This window comes from Ruegeria sp. THAF57 (assembly GCF_903914075.1).
GTDB lineage: Bacteria > Pseudomonadota > Alphaproteobacteria > Rhodobacterales > Rhodobacteraceae > Ruegeria.
Map to the genome: position 1 here is coordinate 61,258 of NZ_CAIWNQ010000008.1, position 24,034 is coordinate 85,291.

Below are 24,034 nucleotides of genomic sequence, written 5' to 3' on the forward strand. Positions count from 1 at the left end.
AAACATAGGGCGAACCCGGCGGTTGGAGGAGCACATGAGCGACAATGACAGGTATCTGGAACGCGGGATCGAGGACTCTCTGGTCACCGATTTCGCGGACACCCACCGCAAGAGTTACGGGGATTTCCTGCAGCTCAAGACCCTGCTGAACCTGCAAAAGACCTTTCAGGACCCAGCCCAACCCGATGAGATGCTGTTCATCATCATCCATCAGGTCAGCGAGTTGTGGCTGAAATTGATGCATCACCAACTGGTCGAGGTGCGCCGGTTTCTGCAGCAGGACGAGTTTGGCCCCGCGATGAAGAACCTTGACCGGGTAAAAGCCATCCAGCGACAGTTTATCGCGTCGTGGGAAACACTTCTGACCATGACTCCTGCCGATTACATGACTTTCCGGCAGGCCTTGGGCAGCTCGTCCGGCTTCCAAAGCTATGGCTACCGCCAGATCGAGTTCATTCTGGGCAACAAGGACGCCGCGACCCTGAAGGTTCACGCGCATGATCCCGAAGTAATGGAAATGCTGTCCGCTGCCCTTACCAAACCTTCGCTATATGACGAAGTCCTCCACATGATGGCGCGGCAAGGGTTCGATGTGCCGGACGACTTGCTGAACCGCGACTATGCGCAGCCATACTCCGGTGACCCGCGCATCGTGAAGCTGTGGGTGCAAGTCTTCCGCGACACGAACACATATTGGGATCTCTATGCGCTGGCCGAAAAACTGATGGATGTGGAGTCCTTGTTTCAACGCTGGCGTTTTGACCATGTCACCGCGGTTGAGCGCGTGATAGGTAACCAACCCGGCACCGGTGGCTCCAGCGGTGTGTCCTTTCTGCGCAAGGCCTTGGAATTGCGGTTTTTCCATGATCTCTACGATGTACGTACCGAACTGATGTATGCCGAGCAGGAGTAAGTGATGCTGTACCGGGGTTTCACACAGGAAGAACTGGATCAGGAATATTCACCCCGTTCGATGATCGGCGGCGACCTGACACCTTATGTCGACAGTTGGGCTGCACTCAGCGCGCAGCATCGGGCGCATATGGAATGCCACGAGAACCTCGCTTACGGCGACAGCCCGTCGCAGGTTCTGGATTTCTTTCCAGCAAAAGGCACCGGCGCGCCGCTGCACGTGTTTATCCACGGCGGCTATTGGCAAGCGATCAGCCAGCGCGAATCCGCGATGATGGCCCCGGCCCTGATCGAGGCCGAACAGTCCTTTGCGACCTTGAACTATACGCTGGCCCCGAACGCGCGGATCGGCGACATGATCGAGGAATGCCGCACTGCGATACTCTGGCTGGCGGCGAACGCCCCCCGCTTGGGCTATGACCCTTCCCGCGTGACACTGTCCGGCCACAGCGCCGGGGCGCATCTGGCCAGCATGGTCATGGCAACGTCCGCCGACGCGCTGGCGCGCGCGGGACTGCGCGTGCGCGAGGTGATCCTGATCAGCGGGGTCTATGATCTGGAGCCGATCAGCCTGACACCGGTCAACGACCCGCTGCAACTAACCCCGGTCGAGGTCCACGACCTGTCGCCCATCCGGCGCCTTCCGGCCCCCGGCCCACGCTATCGCGTGACCGTAGGCGAGCGCGACACGCCCGAGTTCATCCGCCAAAGCCGACACTACGCGGAACTTTTGCGAAAGGCCGGGCATTCGGTGAGTTTTGACCTGCAAAATGGGGTGCATCATTTCGACATCGTCATGCATCCGGGGACGTTTTTGGCGGCGACAAAATAGCCAACGGCATTTTCTGCAACGCCAGGAACGTCTGGTTCGAGCCTAAAGCGGTCACGCAAAAGCGAAAATATAAACCCAAGTTACCATCGCTCACTGCGACCCGGTTTTATGTTAAGGTAAGCAGGCACCAAGTAGAGATTGTTAGTTCGGAGCGACAAAGATGGAACGCAAATTAGCGGCCATTCTAGCCACCGATATAGTTGGTTTCGCTGGGCTGGTTTCACGCGATGAAAGCGGGACAATAGGTAAGTTGGTTCGTCTGGAACGTGAAATCATCGGTATGCAAGTGGAAGCAAACCGAGGGCGAGTATTTAAGTCTACCGGAGATGGGTTTTTAGCTGAGTTCTCCAGTGTCTTTGAGGCGGTCAATTGTGCAATTAACATCCAAAGAGCCTGCGCGCGCGAAGCACACCAGTCGAACGGTGACGACCCTCTCGTCTTACGCGTCGGCGTTTCTCTCGGTGATGTCGTTGTACACGGCGAAGACATCCTAGGAGACGGTGTAAACACCGCCGCACGGCTGGAAGCAATTGCAGAACCGGGTGGAATTGCGATCTCAGCAGAGGTAATGGCGCAAATAGCTGGCAAGATAGATCTTCCGCTGGCGGATTGCGGTCACAAAAGACTCAAGAGCACTGATAGTCCAATACATGTTTACATGACCGTTTCAGAACCCGGAGAAGAAGGAGGTTTTCTGGATTTTGATGAAGATGAATTGGCCAAAACCTTAGTAACTGGTGGCTGCATCTGTGGGGCGGTCCGGTATGAAATAAACGCGCCCGCAATCAGCACAGGGTATTGCCATTGCAGTTGTTGTAGAAAATTTTCTGGGTCAGCTGTTAATGCATGGGCGGCCTTTCCCGCCTCTTCTGTTCGATTTCTCACCGAGGAACCTCGATACTTCGCAACTACGCCAATTGCGAATCGTGGCTTTTGTGCCAAATGCGGGGCGAGCTTGACTTACAAGCTCGTGAAGCCTCGAGAAACGGCCTATCTGGTCCTACATACTTCGAGCCTCGACCAACCAGAAAACTTTGCTCCGTCAGTACATTCCGGAATAGAAAGCAAAATGCCGTGGTTTGACATTTTGGATGATTTGCCTCGCACAAGGTCATCGGACTCCAGAGTTTTACAAGAAGCATGGTCAAGTGTCGGTCTACCAGACCCTGAAACTTGGGGACCTTTGGCTAAGCCGCCTGAGGTTTTTTAGTGACCGAGCGATTTCTGCTTTGTCCGCATAGCAGTCATTGAAACTTAACAAAGGCCAAAAAAAACGGCCCAATGGGACCGCTTTTTTTGATTTCTCTTATAGCACTAGGATCAATCCAGCGTCCGTGTGACCTCTTCGCGCTCGAAGATTTCGATCACGTCGCCTGCGCGGATATCGTCGTAGTTTTCGAACGCCATACCGCATTCCTGACCCGACTGAACCTCGGCCACTTCGTCCTTGAAACGCTTCAGCGTCTTCAGCGTGCCTTCGTGGATCACCACGTTGTCGCGCAGCAGGCGAACGCCTGCGGAACGGCGCGCCACGCCCTCGGTGACCAGACAGCCGGCAACCTTGCCAACGCCGGTGACCTTGAAGACTTCGCGGATTTCCGCGTAACCGATGAACTTTTCGCGGATCTCGGCGCTCAGCAGGCCGGATGCGGCGGCTTTCACGTCGTCGACGAGGTCATAGATCACCGAGTAATAGCGGATCTCGACACCCTTTTGGTTCGCGGTGTTCCGCGCCGATGCGTTGGCACGGACGTTGAACCCGAAGATCGGTGCGCCCGAGGCTTCGGCCAGACCGACATCCGTCTCGGTGATCGCACCCACGCCCGAGTGCAGAACGCGCACGCGCACTTCGTCGTTGCCGATCTTTTCCATCGCCTGAACGATGGCTTCGGCCGAACCTTGTACGTCCGCTTTCATCAGAATCGGCAGCTCGGTGACGTTTTCGTCTTCCTTGGCCTTCTGCATCAGCTGCTCAAGGGTGGTCGCGGCACCGGCGGCGGCGCGTTTGTCCTTGGCGGCTTGCTCACGGTACTCCGCGATCTCACGGGCCTGCGCTTCGGTCTCGGTCACGTTCAGAACGTCGCCAGCTTCGGGCGTGCCGTTCAGACCCAGAACCTCGACCGGCACCGACGGGCCAGCCTCTTTGACGCGGTCGCCCTTGTCGTTGATCAGCGCACGAACCTTACCGTATTGCTCACCCACAACGAAGATATCGCCCTGACGCAGCGTGCCGTTCTGAACCAGAACGGTGGCGACGGGGCCACGACCCACGTCCAACTGCGCCTCGATCACAGCGCCTTGGGCGGCGCGGTCGGGGTTGGCTTTCAGCTCAAGAATTTCGGCCTGCAGCGCGATGGCTTCCAGTAACTCGTCCAGACCCTGACCGGTGATGGCCGAGACTTCGACGTCCTGAACCTCACCCGACATTTTCTCGACGATCACTTCATGCTGAAGCAGATCAGTCCGCACCTTGTCCGGATTTGCATCCGGCTTGTCGACCTTGTTGATCGCCACGATCATCGGCACTCCGGCCGCTTTGGCGTGGTTGATCGCCTCAATCGTCTGCGGCATCACGGCGTCGTCAGCCGCAACCACCAGAACCACGATATCCGTGACCTGAGCCCCGCGCGACCGCATCGACGTAAACGCCGCGTGGCCCGGGGTATCCAGGAAGGTCAGCGTGGTGCCGCCATCGGTTTTCACCTGATAGGCGCCGATGTGTTGGGTGATGCCACCGGCCTCACCTGCCACAACGCGTGCATCACGGATCGCGTCCAACAGCGAGGTTTTACCGTGGTCAACGTGACCCATGATGGTGATGACCGGCGGACGCGGCTGCAGTTCGTCATCGCTGTCTTCGACCTCTTTGATGACGTCTTCAACATCCGAATCAGAGACACGGGTGACCTTGTGGCCAAATTCTTCGATGATCAGCTCGGCGGTATCGGCGTCGATGGTCTGGTTCTGCGTCACCATCATGCCCATCTGCATCAGCGATTTGACAACATCCGCCACACGCTCGGCCATACGGTTGGCCAGTTCCGAGACCATGATCGCCTCGGGCAACTGAACGTCGCGGATCACCTTTTCCCGCTCAACCGGTGCACCCATGGCTTTCTGACGCGCGCGCTCCTGCTTGCGCTTCATCGACGCCATCGAGCGTTGACGGTTGCCTTCGCCGCCGGTGGCCTGACCCAGTGTCAGCTTGCCCGAGCGGCGGTTGTCGTCACGGCCCTTGCCACGGCCACGTTGCTCGCGTTCGCGGTCTTGCTTGCGCGGAGCGGCAGCAGGCGCGGGCTTGCTGGCCGGGCTGCGCGCGGCTTTGGGTTCTTCGGGCGCGGGGGCAGCAGCAGCGCGCTTGGCGGCTTCTTCCGCCTCTTTACGCTTGCGCTCTTCTTCCTCGGCCTTAGCGCGGGCACGTTCTTCGGCCTCGCGCTGTTCGCGTTCCTTGGCTTCCTGTTCGGCACGGCGACGGGCGCGTTCTTCTTCACGCGCCTTTTCCTGCGCTTCGCGAGCGGCGGCTTCTTCAGCCTCACGCGCCTTGGCAGCTTGCAGCGCCTTCATCCGGCGTGCCATTTCCGCGTCGGAAATCCCGGCAGGACGGCGCGACGGATCACCCGAGGGCGTTGCACCGCCACCCGGCTTTCCGGCACCCGGCTTGGGGACCACCACGCGTTTGCGTTTGGTTTCCACCACGACATTCTTGGTGCGTCCGTGGCTGAAACTCTGTTTCACATTTCCGGGGCGTGCCCCGCCACGAAGACCCAATGTCTTTTTGCCGTCACTATCGCTCATAAAGCTTCTTACCCTTCCGAGCGGCCCTTGCCGCCGTCATCCGTTTCGCGCAAGCCACGCAGGCGCTGCGCTTCCTCTACAACACGTTTGGCGAGTCCGCCAGAGGCCAGCGCCGCATGAATCACGGTTTGGCGCCCAAATGCCGCCCCTAATTCATCCGCTGTCAGCCAACCGATGTATTTTCCGAAGTGCGGCGTGCTGAGTTTCGACTTGCCGCGCCCCGATCCATCAGAGGCCTGAATCAGTACCTGAGCCTCTTCCCGGTCCAGCCACGTCTTGACCTTTTCATATCCCGCGACTGCGTCGCCGGACTTACGCGCCAGGCTGATCAGTTCGATCACCCGCCGCGCGACTTGTTTTTCAACCTCGTCAGCCAGGTCCGTCTGCGCCGTTGCCTGCGCCTTGAACCCGCGCGAGAACAGCTTTTTGCCGACGGCCTTTTCCAGCGCGGCGCGATCCGCCGCTACATAGACCCCACGCCCCGGCAGTTTTGCCGCAACATCGGGAAAGACCTGACCATCCGGCCCCATCACAAAGCGGATCAACCCGTATTTTGGCTGAACCTCGCCCGTGGCGATGCACTTGCGCTCGGGGCCTTCCGACCGATCCTTATGGACGCCACCGCGACCCATTCACGCCACCCCGAGGCCCTGAGATCAGGCCTCGGCCTCCTCGTCAGCTTCGCCTTCGACCTCTTCTTCGGCCTGCTCCAGTTCAGCCGGATCGACCCAGCCCAGCATGATACGAGCAGTCATGACCAGATCCTGCGCTTCTTCCAGCGTAACGCCAAAAGGCTCAAGCACACCGTCATCCTTGATGCGCTCGCCGTCGACCGTGGTCCAGCCACCGGCCAGTTCCCAGTCGGCACAGGTGGCAAAGTCTTCCAACGTCTTCACGTCATCCTTGGCCAGCGCTTCTACCATCTGGGGTGTCAGGCCTTCGAATTCAATAAGGCTGTCCTCGGCGCCCAACGCACGGGCAGCATCCAACGCCGCCTTGGCCTGTGCTTCCAGGAATTCACGAGCCCGGGTTTGCAGTTCCTGCGCGGTGCCTTCGTCAACACCGTCGATGACCAGCAACTCGTCCAGCTCGACATAGGCAACTTCTTCAAGGTTGGTGAACCCTTCAGAGACCAGCAGCTGCGCGAAGAATTCGTCCAGATCCAGGCTGTCCATGAACAACTGGGTGCGGGCTTCGAATTCTTTCTGACGACGCGCCGATTCTTCGGCCTCGGTCATGATATCAATGTCCAGACCTGTCAGCTGGCTGGCCAGACGCACGTTCTGACCGCGACGGCCGATAGCCAGAGACAGCTGTTCCTCGGGCACAACCACTTCGATCTTGCCGGCTTCTTCGTCCAGAACCACCTTGGAAACCTCGGCGGGTTGCAGCGCGTTCACCAGGAAGGTCGGCTGATCTTCATTCCACGGGATGATGTCGATCTTTTCACCCTGCAGTTCGTTCACAACGGCCTGCACGCGGCTGCCGCGCATACCAACGCAGGCACCAACGGGGTCGATCGAACCGTCATACGAAATCACGGCAATCTTGGCGCGCGAACCAGGGTCGCGGGCCACAGCTTTGACTTCGATGATGCCGTCATAGATTTCCGGCACCTCCATCTTGAACAGCTCGGCCATGAATTCCGGCGCGGTGCGCGACAGGAAGATCTGGTGTCCACGCACTTCGCGGCGCACCTCTTTGATATAGGCGCGCACACGGTCATTCGGGCGATAGCTTTCGCGGCCAATTTTGTCATTGCGGCGCAGAACAGCCTCGGCCCCGCCCAGATCGACGATCACATTGCCGAATTCCTCGCGCTTGACCGCACCGTTGATGATGGTGCCTGCACGATCCTTGAATTCTTCGTACTGACGGTCACGCTCGGCTTCGCGGACCTTCTGCAGAATCACCTGCTTGGCTGACTGAGCCGCAATACGGCCCATTTCAACCGGCGGGACTTCTTCGACGAAGACGTCACCGACCTCAGGGTTTTCCATGTATTGCTTGGCTTGCTCGACAGTGAACTCGGCCTGATAGTTTTCCAGCTCTTCATCCTCGACCACGGTGCGGACGCGGGTAAAGGTCGCCTTGCCGGTCTTGCGGTCGATCGACACGCGGATGTCCATCTCAGCGCCGTAGCGGCTCTTGGCGGCACGGGCGAGCGATTCTTCCATCGCCTCGACAACCAGACCGGGGTCGATCATCTTTTCGCGGGCCACGGCCTCGGCGGTCTGCAACAGCTCCAGCTGGTTGGCTGAGGTGATTGCCATCAGTTCGTCTCCTCTTCGGACCCTTCGGTCTCAATCTCGTCGAAAGCGTTTTCATTCAGGGCACCGGCGTCTTTGCGCTGGCGCAGCATTTCTTTGATCAGGTCATCGGTCAGGACCAGCTTGGCGTCGCTCAGCCAGTCAAATTGCAGACCAATGGTGATTGTCTCGGACCCTTCGGGGATATTGATCAACACTTCATCCCCTTCGATCCCGGCCAATTCGCCCTTAAACCGGCGGCGGCCGTCGATCAGTTCGGCGGTCTCGATCTTGGCCTCATACCCTTCGAAAGTCTCAAAATCCTTCAGACGGGTCAGAGGGCGGTCGATGCCGGGGCTGGACACCTCAAGCGTATAAGCGTCCAAAATCGGGTCCTCGACATCCAGCGTGGCGCTGACCGCGTTGGAAATCTCGGCGCAATCGTCCACTTCGATGCCGCCATCGGGCTTGTCAGCCATGATCTGCAGCGTAGTCAACTTACCGCTCATCAGACGAATACGCACAAGTTCATACCCCAGATCCTCGATCACGGGGGTGATGATCTCGGCCAGTCGCCGGTCGATGGCTGCTTTGGCTATCAGGTCGTTTGTCATTCGGGTCTCTACCCTTCAATCGGGCACAAAAAAACGGGCGCGCGGCCCGTCGTATTTTCCGGTGGAGCTTTGAACCAGAAGTCCAACGCGCCGCTGTTGGGACTGCATATACGCAGGGTTTCCCGAGTCTGCAACCCCCGGCGGGAATTAAGCCAGCCACCACCGCTCGGCGATGCGGCCATCGTCCAGCGCACGCGCCTGTCCGACCTGACCCGGCATTCCAACCCGAGCGGCCACTGCCAGCGCCATATCCGTCTCGCTTGGGAAAAAGCGCAAACCGCGTTGACCCCTTAAATCGTCCTGCGCGGGCAGAGCAGCGACGTCCACATAGCCATCCCGCAAAGCCTCAGCCCGGACACGCGCATCAGGGATCACGATAACCTCCAGCGCTTCGACCCAGCCAGCCTGACCGCTTTTGTAGTGACCCGCGACTTTGCGCCCCAAGAAATGCCGTCCGTCTTCGGCGCGCTCAACCCGGTAACATCCGGTGCCGTTGGCCGCGTGCAACGGCGTTACATCCTGCCCATTGCGCGTAATGACAAATCGACTGTCGGCCAGCAGAAACGGCAGGCCCGGATTGGCTTCCGCCAGCTCCAACCGCAGGGATATCGGCGAGGTGGCCTCAACACGCCCGACCTGTTCCAGAACGGCTAGAACGTCGGTTACGTCCAACGGGGCCTCATCATGGAACAGAACACCAGGGCGTAGATCGAAACGCCAAACCCGCGCATTCGCATCGGTTTGCCAGCCTGTCGCCAATTCTGCGCGCAACGTGCCATCCGGCGCGATCTCGGTCAGCGTGTCGAACACAGCGCCACGCGCCAACTGTTCAAGGCTTTCGTCCCGAGGCACGGCCAAGCGCAGCGTTCCGCCGGATTTGGGCGTGTTGGCCAATGACGCGCCGGTTGCTGCCAGCAGAGCCGCGGCAGCACCCGAAGCAAACAAGGCACGACGGTCCATGCGGGTCATGCGATGCCCTCCGCCACACGGTCCATAATACGCACCAACTCGGCGCTGATGCCAGGCTCGGACAGGGCATGGCCTGCCTGTCGCACCATCTTAAGCTCGGCATTGGGCCAGCGCTCGGCCAAAGACCATGCGGCCTGTGGCGGGCAGATCATGTCATACCGCCCCTGAACGATATGGCCGGGGATATGGGCGATCCGGTCCATCTGATCCAGAATCTGCCCGTCTTTTTCAAGAAAGGCACTGTGCGTGAAATAGTGATTCTCAAGCCGTGCAAAGGCGCGCGCGTATTCGCCGGGGCTTTCACCTGTCGACCCGTGCGAATGGATCGAGGCCAGCGCGTTCTCCCACGCCGACCACGCCCGCGCATACAGGATTTCCGTTGCCCGATCGCCCGAGAACAGGCGTTTGTGATACGCCCCAATCGTGTCCGACAACTCATCCTCGGTCAGCAGAGCAGTGAATTTCGCCCATTGCTCGGGCCAGAACTTGCCCGCTCCGCCACCATAGAACCAGTCCAGCTCGGCCTGCGTTGCCAGAAACACACCGCGCAGCACCAGCCGGTTGACCCGGTCAGGATGCGCCTGCGCATAAACCAGCGCCAGCGTAGCGCCCCAGCTGCCGCCAAACACCGTCCAGTCGTCGATATCCAGCAGCGTCCGCAGGCGTTCGATATCCTCCACCAAATCCCAAGTGGTATTATCCGCTACCGAGGCATGAGGCCGCGACCGACCGCACCCGCGCTGATCAAACAGAATCACCCGAAACACACGCGGATCGAAATAGCGCCGCATCGCCGGGCTGCACCCTCCGCCCGGGCCGCCATGCAGAACCACAACTGGCAAACCATCGGGATTACCGCATTGTTCCATATAAATACGGTGCCCATTGCCGACATCGACCATCCGCTGATCGAACGGGTCGATCGGCGGGTACAGATATTGAACTGCGCGCTTTTGGTCCGGGTACTTATCCATTAGGGCCCTATATAGTCTTTAAACGTAAAAGAGCACACGGAGACAGGAATGCAAGCGCATCCGAACACGGTGGACCCGTCCGAGATCGCAAAATTCGAGGCGATGGCGGCTGAATGGTGGGATCCCCATGGGAAATTCAAACCGCTGCACATGCTGAATCCGTGCCGTCTGGATTATATCACACAACAGATTGCGGGTGAATTTGACCGTGACCTGACGACCGCAAAACCGTTCGAGGGGCTGCGCCTGCTGGATATCGGCTGCGGCGGCGGGCTGTTAAGCGAGCCGATGGCACGTTTGGGCGCGACGGTCGTGGGTGCAGATGCTGCCGAGGGTAACCTGCCCGTCGCCCGTATCCATGCCGAGCAATCGGGACTTGAGATCGACTATCGCCACACAACGGCTGAGGATATGGCCGCTGCTGGCGAACAATTTGACGTGGTGCTGAACATGGAAGTGGTCGAGCACGTGGCCGATCCGTTGGGGTTCCTGACCGCTTCGCAACAGTTGCTGAAACCCGGCGGCTTGCTGATCTGCTCAACCATCAACCGCAACCCGAAGTCCTATGCGATGGCCATTTTCGGGGCCGAGGTCGTCATGCGCTGGCTACCGCGCGGCACGCATGAATGGAACAAGTTCATTACCCCCAACGAACTGTTCGACCAGCTGCGCCAAGCCGGTTTGGACCCAGTGGACCGAAAGGGATTCGTGTTCAACCCGATCCTGTGGAGTTGGTCGATCTCGGACCGGGATTTGAGCGTGAATTATGTGACGGCGAGCGTGAAGGCGGAGTAGGATGGGTTTTTAACCCATCACTATACCATCTCAAATCGAAAGCCCCATCACATCGACCACGCCCCACGCCATGCACTCAGATGGATCGGAATCGTCATGTTCACAAAACTCGATGCTCTCAAATTGAACGGGTTCAAGGTCAGGCAATTCTACTTCAAATTCAGCCTCCCCTAACGGGTCTATCCAAATTGAAGTTTCGGCGGAATGCTCTTTCTCCACGCCCTCGCCATCAAAAAGTACTAACGGAAATCTGAACCCAAGTCGTAACGTGATCAGGCGTTTTGTTCTCTAGCACACCGCCCCAAGCGACCGTTCCTTTTCTTATGTTCGGCCCAGCCAGCCCTGTCGCATATTCACCCCGAAAAAGGCGCTTCTGAAATGCACTGACACAAGTTGCTTTGACAGCCTCCGAGGAAAGCAGTTCGCTTTCCGAATAGGACATACATGTCTCAACTCCCTTCAAGCTACCCTGGTTTGTAGCCTCGTTTATCGCTCGTTGCACAGGCTCAAAGCCGAAAACCAATGCTGCAACGGCGCAACTTAGAGCGACTATTATGAAGTTTTTCACTTGCTCTCTTTCTATTTGCCTTCAATGAAATTGCTGAACAACAGACAAGCAGTTTAGCTACTCAAATCTGAAGTTTCTGCCCCTACTCCCCCTCCAACTGCAACCGCAAATCCCTCAACACGGGCAGCGTGCTGCGGACGCGTTCCAGCCCCAACTCTCCGACCACACGGTTAATCAACGGAGCAATCGAGGAAATCGCCTGATCCCGCGCGCGGCGGCCGGCGGGGCTGATGGCGACCATCTTGCGACGGGCGTCGTCCCAATCGGGGCGGATGTGGATGTATCCGGCCCATTCCAGCTTGGCCAAGGTGTTGGTCATCGCCCCGCGCGTCACGTGGAAAGTGCTGGCCAGTTGTGCGGGCGTGCGTTCATCCCCTACGAAAACCAGATGATTCAGCACCGAGAAATGTGAGATTTCCATGCCCTTGGGCAGCACCCGGCTCAGCCGGTTGCGCAATAGCTGGTCGGCGGTCAGGATCTCGCTGAACAGCGTGACCGCAAGGGCATTGGTGTCGTCCGTCATTGGGTCCGGCTCTGGGTCAGGGGCCGTCAAAAGCCCGCAGGTGCGTCAATGAAGGCACGCGGCGGCGCGCCTCTGACACAGAACTATCATCCAAATCAAAAATGTGAATGCCCGGATCGGTACCTGCGTCGATGATGACCTCTCCCCAAGGGGCCACGACCATGCTGTGACCGTAGGTATAGCGCGTTCTGCCACGGGTTTTGGGATGTTCTCCGGTTTGGGCCGGCGCCAGCACCCAAGAACCGTTTTCAATCGCCCGGGCACGCAACAACGATTCCCAATGTGCAGCCCCCGTAACTGGGGAAAATGCCGCAGGAACAGTCAAGATGTGCGCACCAGCCTGAGCCAGCGCCGCATAGAGGTGGGGAAAGCGGATATCGTAGCAAACGGTCAGGCCAACTTTGCCGAAGTCTGTCTCGGCAATCACGGCCCGGTCGCCGGGGCGGTAGTTTCGGGATTCCCGAAAAGTCTCGGTCTCTGTGACCTGCACGTCAAACATGTGGATCTTGTCATACCGCGCAACGATCTGCCCCTGCGGGTCGATCATGATGGAACGGTTGGCAAAACGCCCGTCCGCGTCATGAGTTTTGACCGCCAGCGAGCCGATCAACAGCCATACGCCCAGCGCCTGCGCGTGATCGCGCAGCCCGGCCAGCGTCAGGTCATCCTCTTCGTGCTGCAATACTTCGCGCTGCCGCGTTGTCGAGGTCGAGACGCAGTTCGTCACCTCGGGGGTGAGGATGAACTGCGCGCCCTGTCCGGCCGCCTCGGTCATCAGGGCGCGCACCATCTTCAGATTCTCGGACGGATCATCCGACGAGGTGACCTGCAGCAGCGCAGTCAGCATCACGCGGCCAGAAGCCGGTCCAGCTTGCCCTGACGCTCCAGCTCATATAGATCGTCGCAGCCGCCCACGTGCTGCGTGCCGATGAAAACCTGTGGCACGGTGCGTTTACCACCAGCGCGCTTGATCATCTCGGGCTTGCGTTTGGGGTGTATCAAAACATCGACTTCCTTGAACTCAACGCCCTTCTGTTTCAGCAGTCGTTTGGCCGCGTGGCAAAAGCCGCATAGCGGAGAGGTATAGATTTCAACAGGTTTCATAATCCGTCCCTTGGGGTTTCACGTAATCTTCGACGAATTAGGCATCCTTGGCAACGCGCGCTAGGGTCAACACGAAAATATGATTTGCGCCAGATGCAAGGCAGACACTTGCACAGGCGGACAGTGTCGCGCCGGACGTCATCACGTCGTCGACCAGCAAAACATCCCGCCCCTGCATCCTGTGCCGCCGCTTGGGATGTGCAACAATCACATCTTCCAATGTCCGCGCGCGTTCCGCCGCAGTTTTCCCATCCAAAATCGGGGTTCGTACGGGCCGAACCAAAAGGTCGGGACACACCTGCAATCCGGTTTCCCGCCCCACGTGGTGCGCCAACAAAGCGGATTGGTTGTACCGTCGTTTCAACAATCTGGTCCAATGCAGCGGCACCGGAGCGACCAGCATGTTGTCACGAAACAAGTCACGCCCTGACTGCACCATCCATCGCGCCGCCGGGCGCGCCAGTTCCGGTCGGTCACCATGTTTCAGCGCCAATATCAGCGCCCGCGCCCTGCCCTTGTATAAAAGAGCGGAACGCCCATCCCGCCACGGCCGGGGAACTTTCATGCAGTCATCGCATTCAATCCGATACCCGTCCGGATCACCGGGCAAGGGGACGCCGCAGCTTTCGCAGACAATGCTCCCGATAAATGGCGTGTCGCTCCAGCAGGGTCCGCACAGGGCAAAGTCAGATTCTGTCAGCGCCCCGCACCCCAGACATCGCGGCGGATAGATCAACTGGACGGCGGTTTGAATCCGCGGCCAGATGCGATAATTGCGCCTTATGAAGCTGCCTGACTCCAATGCACCCTCTTTGTTTGACCGCTTTGCCCTGACAAAGCATCGCGCCCGCGCGCAAGACGACGCATTGTTTTTGCACCGCGCCGCGATTGACGAGGTGCAGGATCGACTCTCCATGGTTAATAAAAGCTTTACCGCCCCGGCGATCGTGACGCCCTTTGCGCATATTTGGCAGGGTGTGTTACCCAAAGCGCATATTGTTGCCGATGCAGACGTTCTGCGGCTGACGCCCGGTGCGCACGATCTGGTGGTACACGCAATGGCGTTGCACTGGGCCAACGATCCGGTTGGGCAACTGATTCAATGCCATCGCGCGCTTAAACCCGACGGGCTGTTGCTGGTTGCGTGCCTAGGTGGGGAAACCTTGAACGAGTTGCGCACAGCCCTGGGGCAGGCCGAGATCGAGGTCACCGGCGGCCTCAGCCCGCGCATAGCCCCGATGGGTGAGTTGCGCGATCTGGGCGGATTGCTGCAACGGGCGGGTTTCGCTCTGCCTGTCGCCGATACCGCTCGCCTAACTGCGGAGTACCGCGACATAGTCCACCTGATGCACGATCTGCGCGCGATGGGCGAGACCAACAGCCTTTCCGAGAGGTTAAAGCACCCCACCCGCAGGCAGGTCTTTGGACGGGCGCAAGACATCTATGCCGAAAACTTCGCAACCCCGCAGGGTCGTCTGGTGACAACTTTCGAATTGATCTGCTTGACCGGCTGGTCGCCCGATGAAAGCCAGCAAAAACCCCTGCGCCCCGGATCGGCACAAGCGCGCCTTGCCGACGCGCTGGGAACAAAAGAAGGCAAACTGTCCGATTGACGGCGGACCAATTCCGTTTATCTCAGCCCGGAACACGACGATTTCAGGAAGCATCCCATGTTTGACGCCACCCGCCCCGCTCATGCCCCCAACGACCACCCCAAGGTCAAAATGGGCAGCGTCGGTATTCTTTTGGCCAATCTGGGCACTCCGGATGACTACAGCTATTGGCCGATGCGCCGCTATTTGAACGAGTTCCTGTCGGATCAGCGCGTCATCGACTATCCCAAATGGAAATGGCAGCCGATCCTGCAAGGCATCATCCTGACCAAACGGCCATTTAGCTCGGGTGAGGCATACAAGTCGATCTGGAACCACGACAAAGGCGAAAGCCCGCTGATGACGATCACCAAGGATCAGACGGCCAAGCTGCGCGAGGCGATGCAGGCACGTTATGGCGATCAGGTGATGGTCGACTTCTGTATGCGCTACGGCAACCCTTCGACCAAGTCCAAGGTGCACGAGATGGTGGCGGCAGGTTGTGACCGCATCCTGTTCTTTCCGCTCTATCCGCAATACGCAGGCGCGACGACCGCGACGGCAAACGATCAGTTCTTTCGCGCGCTGATGGAAGAAGCGTGGCAGCCTGCGTCACGCACGGTTCCCGCTTATTTCGACGAACCCGCTTATATCGACGCATTGGCCGGTTCAGTCCAGAACGCCTATGCCGCAATGGAAACCAAACCAGACATTCTGGTCTGTTCCTACCACGGGATGCCGGAACGCTATTTGCAGCAGGGCGATCCGTATCACTGCCAATGCGCGAAAACGACCCGGCTATTGAAAGAGCGACTGGGATGGCAGGATGACCAGCTTGTCTCGACATTCCAATCCAGGTTCGGGCCGGAAGAATGGCTGAAACCCTATACAGTCGATCATGTTGCTGAGTTGGCGCGGCAGGGCAAGAAGAATATTGCCGTCATCGCTCCGGCGTTTTCCGCCGATTGCATCGAAACGCTGGAAGAGATCAACGAAGAGATCAAAGAAAGCTTTGAAGAGGCCGGCGGCGAGACCTTTACCTATATTCCCTGCCTGAACGATGACGATTCGCACATCACTGCGCTTGGCAAAGTGATCCAGGACAATCTAAAAGGCTGGCTGGACTAATTCGCCCCGGCTATTGGGCACAAAAAAAGGCGGTGGAAAGCTCCACCGCCTTTTCCTTGTATTGCGCTCGTCGAATTAGCTTGCTGCAACAGCTGCGGCAACCACAACCAGCAGGACCAGCGGCAGGATGATGCCCTGCGACGAACCCTGAGTTTCTTCGACAACAACAGGTGCTTCAACAACCGGCTCTTCCAGGTTGCCAGCATAAGCGGTCGATGCAGCAGCGGTCAGTGCAGCGGCGAGAACGAGTTTCTTCATATTAACCTCCAGAATACGCACGGTTTCATATATTGAAACCGCACACCCAAGACTTACCTCGTGTTTTTTTCTAATCAGCTATCCGACTGGAATGCAAATGGAACTTGCGCCAAAAGCGGGTTCGTGCGCGGAAATGTCGTCAAATAAGCAACACTTGCGTACCTACGTTCGCCATTGAAAACAACTCGGCAATATCCTCGTTAAACAGACCGATGCATCCGTTGGATGATCTACGCCCGATTTTACGTGTGTCATGTGTGCCGTGAATCCGATAGTACTTCCAGCTTAGATACAAAGCGTGCGTTCCCAACGGGTTATCCGGCCCCGGAGGGATATAGTCCGGCCATTCCGGGTTTCTTTTCTTCATGGATGGCGTTGGCGACCAGCTTGGTCCTTCGACCTTGCGTATGACACTTGTGCGGCCACGGCGCGTTAATTCCTCGGTCAGTGGCACTGAAGACGGATAGAGTTTGTAGACCGATTGATCGTCTGACCAATAATGCAGCGCGCGCGATACCGTATCGACCAGAATGGCCCCGTTCCGCGTGTTCGAGAAATAAGGCTGCCAATCCAGCGCACGGAAGCCCGAAACGTTTCTACGGACCTGCGGTTCAGGTTCCGGCGCAGGGCGAAGCGGATCGCCGGGTATGTACTGCGCGATCGCGGGCGAGGCCAAAACAGCCGAAGCGCCGGTTAAAAATCCGCGGCGGGTCGTCGAGGGAATGAGCTTCTTGACCATATCAGGCGGTCCTTTGCTAAACCAAAGTTGAAAATCTAACGCATTTTATTGCCAGAATACCTCATTCGCAAATCAAACCGGCAGAATCACGCGAGAATCGGCTTCTGCAGGTTTGCCCAAGTCAGTCGGGCGCGCTATGCCGTAAGGCATCACAATCATCAGGTCGGCCATGACGCGTATTATTTCATTACTTTTCGTTTGCTTCGTTGCGCTGGCAGCGTGCACCCCCAGCAGCACCCCAACCTATGGGTCGGATGGTCGCCCGCTGCCGACGGTATACAAGATTCGCGGCAACCCGGAAAAGTTGCAGTTCCGGATGCTTGATTCGGTGAACGCGCTGCGTCAGGCGTCGGGGCTGCAATCTGTGCAGTTGAACTCGCAGCTTAACGCGGCTGCGGCGACTCATTCCAAGGACATGGCGCGCCAGAACCGGCCATGGCACTTCGGATCAGACGGTTCATCGCCAATCGACCGTGCCGCACGCGTGGGGTATTTCGGTACTTTCCTGGGTGAAGCGATCTCGGAGACCTACGAGACCGAGACCGAGACGCTGGCCGCGTGGATGCAGGAGCCTGGCCCGCGGTCCGTGATCATGGACCCGAAAGCCACACAGATGGGTTTTGCCTGGCATCAGGAAAATGGTGGCAAAATCTGGTGGACACTTGAAATGGGAACCGGCGGCTAAGACGCCAATCCATCCAAAAAAAGAAAGCCCCCGAAAATCGGGGGCTTTTTTTATTTCTTGTCAGAGACTTACGCCGCCTGCATCGACTGCGCCTCGGTCAAGATCGCATAAAGCTTGACTGGATCGGGATTGGCCCGAAGCTTGGCGCAAACCGTAGTGTCACGCAGCGTTCTGGACACAAGCGCAAGAGCCTTCAGGTGATCGACACCAGCCTCTTCCGGCGCAAAAAGTGCGAAGGCGATATCGACGGGCTGCCGGTCGACCGAGCCAAAATCAATCGGCTTTTCCAGCATGACAAACGCCCCGGACACCGCTTCGACTTCGTTCAGACGAGCATGCGGCAACGCCACGCCATGCCCCACGCCGGTCGGCCCAAGGCTTTCACGTTCCAGCAAACTGTCCACAACAGTTTGCGCTTCAAGTCCCAGAATCCCGGCCGCAATATCGCCGATTTCCTGAAACAACCGCTTCTTACTGGAAGCGGCGGACAAAACACGTACTGCTTCGGGCTTTAGTATGCTCGAAAGCTCCATGATCACGCTCCACGGCAATGCCCCCACCTTTGGCAGGGGCTAGCCTTGCTATTCTTGCCTGTTACGGATCGATCCAGCCGATATTCCCGTCATCCCGACGGTACACGACGTTCAATCCGTCCTTGTTTTCATTCCGGAACACCAGCACCGGGGCACCAGCCAGTTCCATCTGCATTACGGCTTCACCAACACTCAGCGATGGGATCTTGGTCTCCATCTCAGCCACGATCATCGGCTGCAGAGATTCGGGTTCGTCAGCCGACTCCGATTCGTCAGAGGCGAGGATATAAGAGGATGCTCCAAAGAGTTCAACCGGCTCGGCCCGATCCTTGTGGTGGTCCTTCAGACGGCGCTTGTAACGGCGCAATTGTGTTTCCATCTTGTCGCAGCAAGCCTCAAAAGCTGCGTAGATTTCAGTTGCGTGGGCTTTGGCCTGAGCCGTCAGGCCGGTGGAAAGATGCACGGTAGTTTCGCACACATATTCATGCGCAGAACGGGAAAAGACGACATTGGCATCGGTCGGACGCTGGGCATATTTACCCACCACCTCGCCAAGTTCGGTCTGCACATGGGTCTGAAGTGCTTCACCGATGTCGATCTGTTTTCCGCTAATTTGGTAACGCATGTGATCTCCTTCACAATTCACACCCATTCTGACGCCGCAAATCGCGACGCGCTTGTTGATTATCGGGTGGGGGGTATCGACAATTTCCGCAGTAACCGAACCGCGCACCCTTCGGGGAAGGGGCATCGTGATCCAGAATTGAACCGTAGAAATGCCATACCCCAATTGAGGCAAGAGACGGCGGAAGAGTCAATCAAAACAGGTGTGTATATACGCGATTTCCGCCATGCAGTCGGCACAGACCTGCACAAACCTATGAAATTCGGAAGTTTTCGCCCAAATAGACGCGGCGCACGTTTTCATTTTCGACCACCTCGTCCGGCGTGCCGGACATAAGGACTTGACCGTCATGCAGAATATAGGCGCGATCCACGATCTCGAGGGTTTCGCGGACATTGTGGTCGGTTATCAAGACGCCGATTCCACGTTTCTTCAGATCGGCGACCAGATGGCGGATATCCCCCACACTGATCGGATCCACGCCGGCAAATGGTTCATCCAGCAGAAGATATTTGGGGTCTGCTGCAAGGCAGCGCGCGATTTCGACGCGACGACGCTCACCACCTGACAGGGCCAGCGCGGGCGCGCGGCGCAGATGTTCGATCGAGAAATCCGACAGCAGCTCTTCCAGCCGTTCCTTGCGGCGATGCGCGTGACTGACAGTGATATCCAGCACCGAAGCGATGTTGTCCTCAACACTCATCCCGCGGAAAATCGACATTTCCTGCGGCAGATAGCCGATACCAAGACGCGCGCGACGGTACATCGGCAAAGTCGTGACCACCTGCCCGTCAATCGTGACGGTTCCCGCTTCGGGGAACACCAACCCGGCCACAGAATAGAATGTCGTCGTCTTGCCCGATCCGTTCGGCCCCAAAAGAGCCACCACTTCGGACCGGTCCAACGTCATGGAAACGTCCCGGATCACCGTTTTCTTGCGATAAGACTTGCGCAGTTTTTCAATTCTGAGGCCCGAGTTGCCCTCGGCAACAGTCAGGCTCGGCCCGGCCATCAATTGGCCCCCTGCTGCAGTATGGTTTTGACGTTGCCCGTCATCGTCGCTGTACCGGTCGTAAGGTTCGCGTTCATCTGGTCGCCACTGATCGTACTTAGCCCCTGCGTCAGCAGAACATTGCCCTTCATGACGATCACGCCCGAGTCGATGGTGTATTCCGCCCAGTCCCCTTCCGCAGCGTCCGGCGGGCTGACCAAAACGACATCCTCGGTCGCCTCCATGCGCTCAATCGCGGACCGGTCTTCGTTGTAGATGACCAGAACACGTTCGGCCGTCAGGCGCATTTCGCCCTGGATTACGATCACATTGCCCTGAAACTCGGCCGATCCGTTTTCCTGATTCACGTTGAGCGTTTCTGACGTCACCTCAACCGGTAGGCTGGGGTCTGCCTTGACGGCCCCGAACGCGACCTGTGTCTCTTGCGCAGTCGCTGAAACAGCACCGGCTACAAGGGCACAACACGCAATGGCTAAACGAAAATCGAACACAGGTTATCTTTCTGCTTTTTCCGGCTCATACACCAACTTGACGCCATCTGTAAAAATAATATGGACCGGCCCGTCCTTTTTTTCAGTCCCAAATGTCATCCGGCCCGCGGAAAAGTTGCCAATTATGCCCGTTCCGTCGACCTGACCCGGTGTATCACCACGGATTTCGTCCAACGCGGTATTCAAAAGGTCCGTCGTGACCTTGATACCGTCTGTTGTAATTATGACCACATCGCCAACAAAGGTCGCCGTATTCTTGTCCGGGCGGATCATCCCGGAATTTGAGTCCAGCGTGATCACGCCACCATCCGAAAGACCAAGCCGACCCTTGAAATCAGACGCTGTCGGAACCGAATTTTTGGTCCCCTGCGTCGCCTTTGTCGCTTCGATTTGCACCTCTTCGCCCTTGCGGGTGGTGCCGCGATAATTCGGCAGGGTCACGACCTGATCTGCCAGCCGTTCCTCGATATCTCTTTGCGTAAAGGGCACGGTTACGTTGGTTTCGATACTGCGAGACAAAAGGAAAACGGTGGACAGCAGCACAATGGCCGCCAGTGGCAGCAACACCTTGAGGAATTGCACCATGCGCGAATGACTGTCCACAGATCCGCCCTCTTATCCCAGCCCGACGCGCAGACAGTCGTGAATGTGCAGCAGCCCCTCGGCCGAGCCGTCGGAGTGAGGCGAAACCACGAATAAAGAAGTGATCTTGTGGTCATTCATGATCGCAACAGCTTCTTCCGCCAGTGCATCGGGACTGATCGTGGTCGGGCTTTCCGTCATGACTTCGGCGGTTGTCTTGTCCAGAAGTCCGTCCATGTGACGCCTCAGGTCGCCATCCGTGATGATACCGGTCAGCTGACCTTGCGCATCTGTAACGCCGGCAACGCCGAACCCTTTCTGGCTGATCACGATTAACGCCTCGCTCATCGCGGTGTCCGCCGCCACCAGAGGCAGCGCGTCGCCTGTGTGCATCAAATCGCGCACAGAAGACAACTGCGCGCCCAATTTGCCGCCGGGATGAAACGCGCGGAAATCCTCGGGTTTGAAATCGCGATGCTTCATCAGCGCAATCGCCAGCGCATCACCCATCGCCAACGTCAGCGTGGTCGAGATCGAAGGCACCATGCCGAATCCACAGGCCTCGCCCATCGACGGGATCAACAGGTGCACATCCGCCTGTGTCATCAAGGTGCTTTCGGGTTTGCTGGACAGACCGATCAGCGGGATACCAAAACGGCGTGTAAAGGCCAGCAGGTTCGCAAGTTCAGGCGCTTCACCCGAGTTCGAGATGGCCAGAACCACGTCGCCTTTGGACACCATGCCCAGATCGCCATGGCTGGCCTCGGCGGGGTGCACGAAATAGGCGGGCGTGCCGGTGCTGGCCAGCGTTGCCGCGATCTTGTGGCCAATATGACCCGATTTGCCGATGCCGCTGATGATAATTCGGCCCTTGGCCTGCAATATCATTTGCACGGCTTCGGCAAATTGTTCGTCCAGGCCTTCGGCCAGAACATCCAGCGCGCGGGCTTCGTCAGTGACGACTTGCCGCGCGGTTTTCAGGAAAGCTTCGGTATCGGTCATGAGTGCGCAAATATATCCGTTTCGGGCCAACCGGCGAGGTCGAGTTTCGCACGCATCGGCAGGAAGTCAAAACAGGCCTGGGCCATCTCGGTCCGGCCTTCGCGGGCCAAACGCCCGTCCAGCGCCTCGCGTAGGCGGTGCAGGTACAACACATCCGAGGCCGCATACTCCAACTGCGCCTCGGTCAGGTTTTCCGCGCCCCAGTCACTCATCTGTTGTTGTTTCGAGATATCAACACCGATGAGTTCCTGACACAGGTTCTTCAGCCCGTGGCGGTCAGTATAGGTCCGCACCAAACGGCTGGCGATCTTGGTGCAATAGACCGGCGCGGCCAGCGCACCAAAGGTATGAAACAGCGCGGCAATGTCAAAGCGGCCAAAGTGGAACAGTTTCAGCACGTCGGGGTTTTCCAGCATGGCGCACAGGTTTGGCGCTGCGGTCTGGCCTTTTTCAACCTGTACAATATGGCTGTCACCATCCCCCCCGGACATCTGGATCACACACAGACGGTCACGATGCGGGTTCAATCCCATGGTTTCACAGTCAATGGCCACAACAGGGCCCAGATCCAACCCGTCTGGCAGGTCGTTTTTATAAAGATGGTTTGCCACGGGGGTCTTCCTTTGTGCCTTATCGCCCCCGAGATAGGAGGTTTGGCCCGTAAACTCAACGCCATCCATGGAATGCGACCAATATGCGCATGTTTCTTGCCCCTTGCGTGTTTGACTGGAAAATGGCGTTCTTTACCGGGCATCATCACCGTCAGAGCAATTGGGCGCAAAAGAAAGGCATTGCAGATGCTCAGCATCCTGCGAAACCGGGTTTACCGCCATTTACTGGCCGCGCAGATCGTGGCGCTGACCGGAACCGGATTGGCAACCGTTGCTTTGGGTCTTTTGGCGTTTGAGCTTGCCGGTGAGGCCGCCGGTTTGGTGCTTGGCACGGCCCTGACCATCAAAATGGTCGCTTATGTGGTGGTTGCGCCGATTGCCGCCGCTTTCGCCGAAAAGCTGGACCGGCGGCGGATGCTGGTCGCCTTGGACGTGGTTCGCGCTGCCGTTGCGATGTGCCTGCCCTTCGTAACGGAAATCTGGCAGGTCTATTTGCTGATCTTTGTCCTTCAATCTGCCTCTGCTGGGTTCACACCGACCTTTCAAGCGACGATTCCGGACGTTCTTACAGATGAGCAAGACTATACCAAAGCTCTGTCGCTTTCGCGTTTGGCTTACGATCTTGAAAGCGTGGTCAGCCCGATGCTGGCCGCGCTATTGCTGACAATCGTAAGTTTCGACAGTCTGTTTTGGGGAACGGGTCTTGGGTTTGTCGCGTCGGCCCTTCTGGTAACTTCGGTTGTCCTGCCCTCGCCCAAACCGACAAAACCCCGCGGGGTGTATGACCGCACGACGCGCGGCATCCGTTTATTTCTGGAGACACCCCGCCTGCGCGGGTTACTGGCACTGAGCTGGGCCGCTGCATCGCTAAGCGCGATGGTTATCGTGAACACGGTCGTGATCGTCCGGGCCAATTTGGGTTTATCGGAAAGCGCCGTAGCCATTGCACTTGCCGGATTCGGGGGCGGTTCGATGCTGGCCGCATTTGTCCTGCCTGCGCTGCTGACCAGGTTCCGGGATCGCAGGGTCATGCTGACGGGAGCAATCTTTGGCACCTTTTCCATGGCGATGGGGGCAGCGTTGTCCATTGGGGGCCAAATCACGCTGCCGACGCTGATCCTGACCTGGGTATGCGTCGGGTTCGGATATTCGGCGACCCTTACGCCATCCGGCCGGTTGTTGACACGGTCTGCCCCGCCCGAGGACCGCCCGGCCGTATTTGCCGCGCAGTTCACCCTATCCCATGCCTGCTGGTTGGTGCTTTATCCGCTGGCGGGCTGGCTGATGACGGTCAAAGGCATAACTCATGCCTTGGGCTGGATGGCGTTCGCTGCGATTTTGGGACTGGCACTGGCGGTTCTGTTATGGCCCACCGAGGGCAGGAAAGCCGTTTCCAAAGAACACCTTCACAAGCCTTGAGCAACAGCGCAACTCTGCACTA

28 protein-coding genes are annotated in these 24,034 nt (G+C 58.0%); 8 read left to right on the top strand and 20 right to left on the bottom strand.

Going from position 1 to position 24,034, the window contains the following annotated elements; genetic code table 11:
* Positions 1 to 34: 34 nt before the first annotated feature.
* From RUESEDTHA_RS16990 to RUESEDTHA_RS17000, 3 genes are all read left to right on the top strand, one after another.
* On the top strand, positions 35 to 913 hold the full coding sequence (locus RUESEDTHA_RS16990; RefSeq protein WP_180887884.1) for a tryptophan 2,3-dioxygenase: 879 nt from the start codon (positions 35 to 37) through the stop codon (positions 911 to 913).
* A 3-nt stretch (positions 914 to 916) separates the two neighbouring features.
* Complete coding sequence (locus RUESEDTHA_RS16995; protein ID WP_180887885.1) at positions 917 to 1,744, top strand: alpha/beta hydrolase; 828 nt, start codon at positions 917 to 919, stop codon at positions 1,742 to 1,744.
* A 160-nt stretch (positions 1,745 to 1,904) separates the two neighbouring features.
* The gene (locus tag RUESEDTHA_RS17000) at positions 1,905 to 2,954 is read left to right on the top strand and encodes a GFA family protein (protein WP_180887886.1); all 1,050 of its coding nucleotides are present in this window, start codon (positions 1,905 to 1,907) and stop codon (positions 2,952 to 2,954) included.
* 110 nt (positions 2,955 to 3,064) lie between these two features.
* On the opposite strand, the gene infB is transcribed toward RUESEDTHA_RS17000, so the two are convergent.
* From infB to pip, 6 genes are all read right to left on the bottom strand, one after another.
* The gene (gene infB, locus RUESEDTHA_RS17005; protein WP_180887887.1) at positions 3,065 to 5,539 is read right to left on the bottom strand and encodes a translation initiation factor IF-2; all 2,475 of its coding nucleotides are present in this window, start codon (positions 5,537 to 5,539) and stop codon (positions 3,065 to 3,067) included.
* Between the two features lie 8 nt (positions 5,540 to 5,547).
* Positions 5,548 to 6,171, bottom strand: a complete 624-nt coding sequence (locus RUESEDTHA_RS17010) for an RNA-binding protein (protein WP_180887888.1) — start codon at positions 6,169 to 6,171, stop codon at positions 5,548 to 5,550.
* A 24-nt stretch (positions 6,172 to 6,195) separates the two neighbouring features.
* A complete protein-coding gene (gene nusA / locus RUESEDTHA_RS17015; RefSeq protein WP_180887889.1) occupies positions 6,196 to 7,812 on the bottom strand; it encodes a transcription termination factor NusA in 1,617 nt (538 codons plus the stop codon).
* Positions 7,812 to 8,402, bottom strand: coding sequence for a ribosome maturation factor RimP (rimP, locus tag RUESEDTHA_RS17020; RefSeq protein WP_171126679.1), 591 nt, complete (start codon positions 8,400 to 8,402; stop codon positions 7,812 to 7,814). Before rimP ends, nusA begins: the two co-directional genes overlap by 1 nt.
* Before the next feature lie 147 nt (positions 8,403 to 8,549).
* Complete coding sequence (locus tag RUESEDTHA_RS17025) at positions 8,550 to 9,371, bottom strand: ABC transporter substrate-binding protein (protein ID WP_180887890.1); 822 nt, start codon at positions 9,369 to 9,371, stop codon at positions 8,550 to 8,552.
* A complete protein-coding gene (pip, locus tag RUESEDTHA_RS17030; RefSeq protein ID WP_180887891.1) occupies positions 9,368 to 10,345 on the bottom strand; it encodes a prolyl aminopeptidase in 978 nt (325 codons plus the stop codon). The genes RUESEDTHA_RS17025 and pip overlap by 4 nt, the downstream gene beginning before the upstream one ends.
* Before the next feature lie 48 nt (positions 10,346 to 10,393).
* Between pip and ubiG the strand changes: the two genes are divergently transcribed.
* Positions 10,394 to 11,140 carry a bifunctional 2-polyprenyl-6-hydroxyphenol methylase/3-demethylubiquinol 3-O-methyltransferase UbiG gene (ubiG, locus tag RUESEDTHA_RS17035; RefSeq protein WP_180887892.1) on the top strand — a complete coding sequence of 249 codons (747 nt, stop codon included), beginning with the start codon at positions 10,394 to 10,396 and terminating at the stop codon, positions 11,138 to 11,140.
* Between the two features lie 30 nt (positions 11,141 to 11,170).
* On the opposite strand, the gene RUESEDTHA_RS20925 is transcribed toward ubiG, so the two are convergent.
* From RUESEDTHA_RS20925 to RUESEDTHA_RS17060, 5 genes are all read right to left on the bottom strand, one after another.
* Positions 11,171 to 11,359, bottom strand: coding sequence for a hypothetical protein (locus RUESEDTHA_RS20925; RefSeq protein WP_255431799.1), 189 nt, complete (start codon positions 11,357 to 11,359; stop codon positions 11,171 to 11,173).
* A gap of 431 nt (positions 11,360 to 11,790) precedes the next feature.
* Positions 11,791 to 12,231, bottom strand: coding sequence for a MarR family winged helix-turn-helix transcriptional regulator (locus RUESEDTHA_RS17045; protein ID WP_170353764.1), 441 nt, complete (start codon positions 12,229 to 12,231; stop codon positions 11,791 to 11,793).
* Between the two features lie 16 nt (positions 12,232 to 12,247).
* On the bottom strand, positions 12,248 to 13,078 hold the full coding sequence (locus RUESEDTHA_RS17050) for a carbon-nitrogen hydrolase family protein (RefSeq protein WP_180887893.1): 831 nt from the start codon (positions 13,076 to 13,078) through the stop codon (positions 12,248 to 12,250).
* On the bottom strand, positions 13,078 to 13,335 hold the full coding sequence (gene grxC, locus RUESEDTHA_RS17055) for a glutaredoxin 3 (RefSeq protein ID WP_180887894.1): 258 nt from the start codon (positions 13,333 to 13,335) through the stop codon (positions 13,078 to 13,080). Before grxC ends, RUESEDTHA_RS17050 begins: the two co-directional genes overlap by 1 nt.
* Before the next feature lie 37 nt (positions 13,336 to 13,372).
* Positions 13,373 to 14,137: a ComF family protein gene (locus RUESEDTHA_RS17060; protein ID WP_219635879.1), complete on the bottom strand. Its 765-nt coding sequence runs from the start codon at positions 14,135 to 14,137 to the stop codon at positions 13,373 to 13,375.
* On the opposite strand from RUESEDTHA_RS17060, the gene RUESEDTHA_RS17065 reads away from it, so the two are divergent.
* Positions 14,118 to 14,948, top strand: a complete 831-nt coding sequence (locus RUESEDTHA_RS17065; protein ID WP_180887895.1) for a methyltransferase domain-containing protein — start codon at positions 14,118 to 14,120, stop codon at positions 14,946 to 14,948. The genes RUESEDTHA_RS17060 and RUESEDTHA_RS17065 overlap by 20 nt on opposite strands.
* Before the next feature lie 57 nt (positions 14,949 to 15,005).
* Positions 15,006 to 16,055, top strand: a complete 1,050-nt coding sequence (gene hemH / locus RUESEDTHA_RS17070; protein ID WP_180887896.1) for a ferrochelatase — start codon at positions 15,006 to 15,008, stop codon at positions 16,053 to 16,055.
* A gap of 75 nt (positions 16,056 to 16,130) precedes the next feature.
* Here the strand turns inward: hemH and RUESEDTHA_RS17075 are convergent, their stop codons facing one another.
* Together RUESEDTHA_RS17075 and RUESEDTHA_RS17080 are read right to left on the bottom strand one after the other, a co-directional pair.
* On the bottom strand, positions 16,131 to 16,313 hold the full coding sequence (locus RUESEDTHA_RS17075) for a hypothetical protein (RefSeq protein ID WP_108861641.1): 183 nt from the start codon (positions 16,311 to 16,313) through the stop codon (positions 16,131 to 16,133).
* 139 nt (positions 16,314 to 16,452) lie between these two features.
* Entirely contained in the window at positions 16,453 to 17,052 is a 600-nt protein-coding gene (locus tag RUESEDTHA_RS17080; protein WP_171125937.1) for a L,D-transpeptidase, read from the bottom strand.
* Positions 17,053 to 17,221: 169 nt separating this feature from the next.
* On the opposite strand from RUESEDTHA_RS17080, the gene RUESEDTHA_RS17085 reads away from it, so the two are divergent.
* A complete protein-coding gene (locus tag RUESEDTHA_RS17085) occupies positions 17,222 to 17,737 on the top strand; it encodes a CAP domain-containing protein (protein WP_171125935.1) in 516 nt (171 codons plus the stop codon).
* 68 nt (positions 17,738 to 17,805) lie between these two features.
* Here the strand turns inward: RUESEDTHA_RS17085 and RUESEDTHA_RS17090 are convergent, their stop codons facing one another.
* From RUESEDTHA_RS17090 to RUESEDTHA_RS17120, 7 genes are all read right to left on the bottom strand, one after another.
* Positions 17,806 to 18,270: a PTS sugar transporter subunit IIA gene (locus RUESEDTHA_RS17090; RefSeq protein WP_180887897.1), complete on the bottom strand. Its 465-nt coding sequence runs from the start codon at positions 18,268 to 18,270 to the stop codon at positions 17,806 to 17,808.
* Between the two features lie 61 nt (positions 18,271 to 18,331).
* Positions 18,332 to 18,895: a ribosome hibernation-promoting factor, HPF/YfiA family gene (gene hpf / locus RUESEDTHA_RS17095; RefSeq protein ID WP_171125931.1), complete on the bottom strand. Its 564-nt coding sequence runs from the start codon at positions 18,893 to 18,895 to the stop codon at positions 18,332 to 18,334.
* 253 nt (positions 18,896 to 19,148) lie between these two features.
* Entirely contained in the window at positions 19,149 to 19,907 is a 759-nt protein-coding gene (gene lptB, locus RUESEDTHA_RS17100) for an LPS export ABC transporter ATP-binding protein (RefSeq protein ID WP_171125929.1), read from the bottom strand.
* Complete coding sequence (locus RUESEDTHA_RS17105) at positions 19,907 to 20,398, bottom strand: LptA/OstA family protein (protein ID WP_180887898.1); 492 nt, start codon at positions 20,396 to 20,398, stop codon at positions 19,907 to 19,909. Before RUESEDTHA_RS17105 ends, lptB begins: the two co-directional genes overlap by 1 nt.
* Positions 20,399 to 20,401: 3 nt before the next feature.
* The gene (lptC, locus tag RUESEDTHA_RS17110) at positions 20,402 to 21,001 is read right to left on the bottom strand and encodes an LPS export ABC transporter periplasmic protein LptC (protein WP_180887899.1); all 600 of its coding nucleotides are present in this window, start codon (positions 20,999 to 21,001) and stop codon (positions 20,402 to 20,404) included.
* A gap of 12 nt (positions 21,002 to 21,013) precedes the next feature.
* Entirely contained in the window at positions 21,014 to 21,982 is a 969-nt protein-coding gene (locus RUESEDTHA_RS17115; RefSeq protein WP_180887900.1) for an SIS domain-containing protein, read from the bottom strand.
* Complete coding sequence (locus tag RUESEDTHA_RS17120; protein ID WP_180887901.1) at positions 21,979 to 22,593, bottom strand: ribonuclease D; 615 nt, start codon at positions 22,591 to 22,593, stop codon at positions 21,979 to 21,981. The genes RUESEDTHA_RS17115 and RUESEDTHA_RS17120 overlap by 4 nt, the downstream gene beginning before the upstream one ends.
* Positions 22,594 to 22,779: 186 nt before the next feature.
* On the opposite strand from RUESEDTHA_RS17120, the gene RUESEDTHA_RS17125 reads away from it, so the two are divergent.
* On the top strand, positions 22,780 to 24,012 hold the full coding sequence (locus RUESEDTHA_RS17125) for an MFS transporter (protein ID WP_180887902.1): 1,233 nt from the start codon (positions 22,780 to 22,782) through the stop codon (positions 24,010 to 24,012).
* Positions 24,013 to 24,034 lie beyond the last annotated feature (22 nt).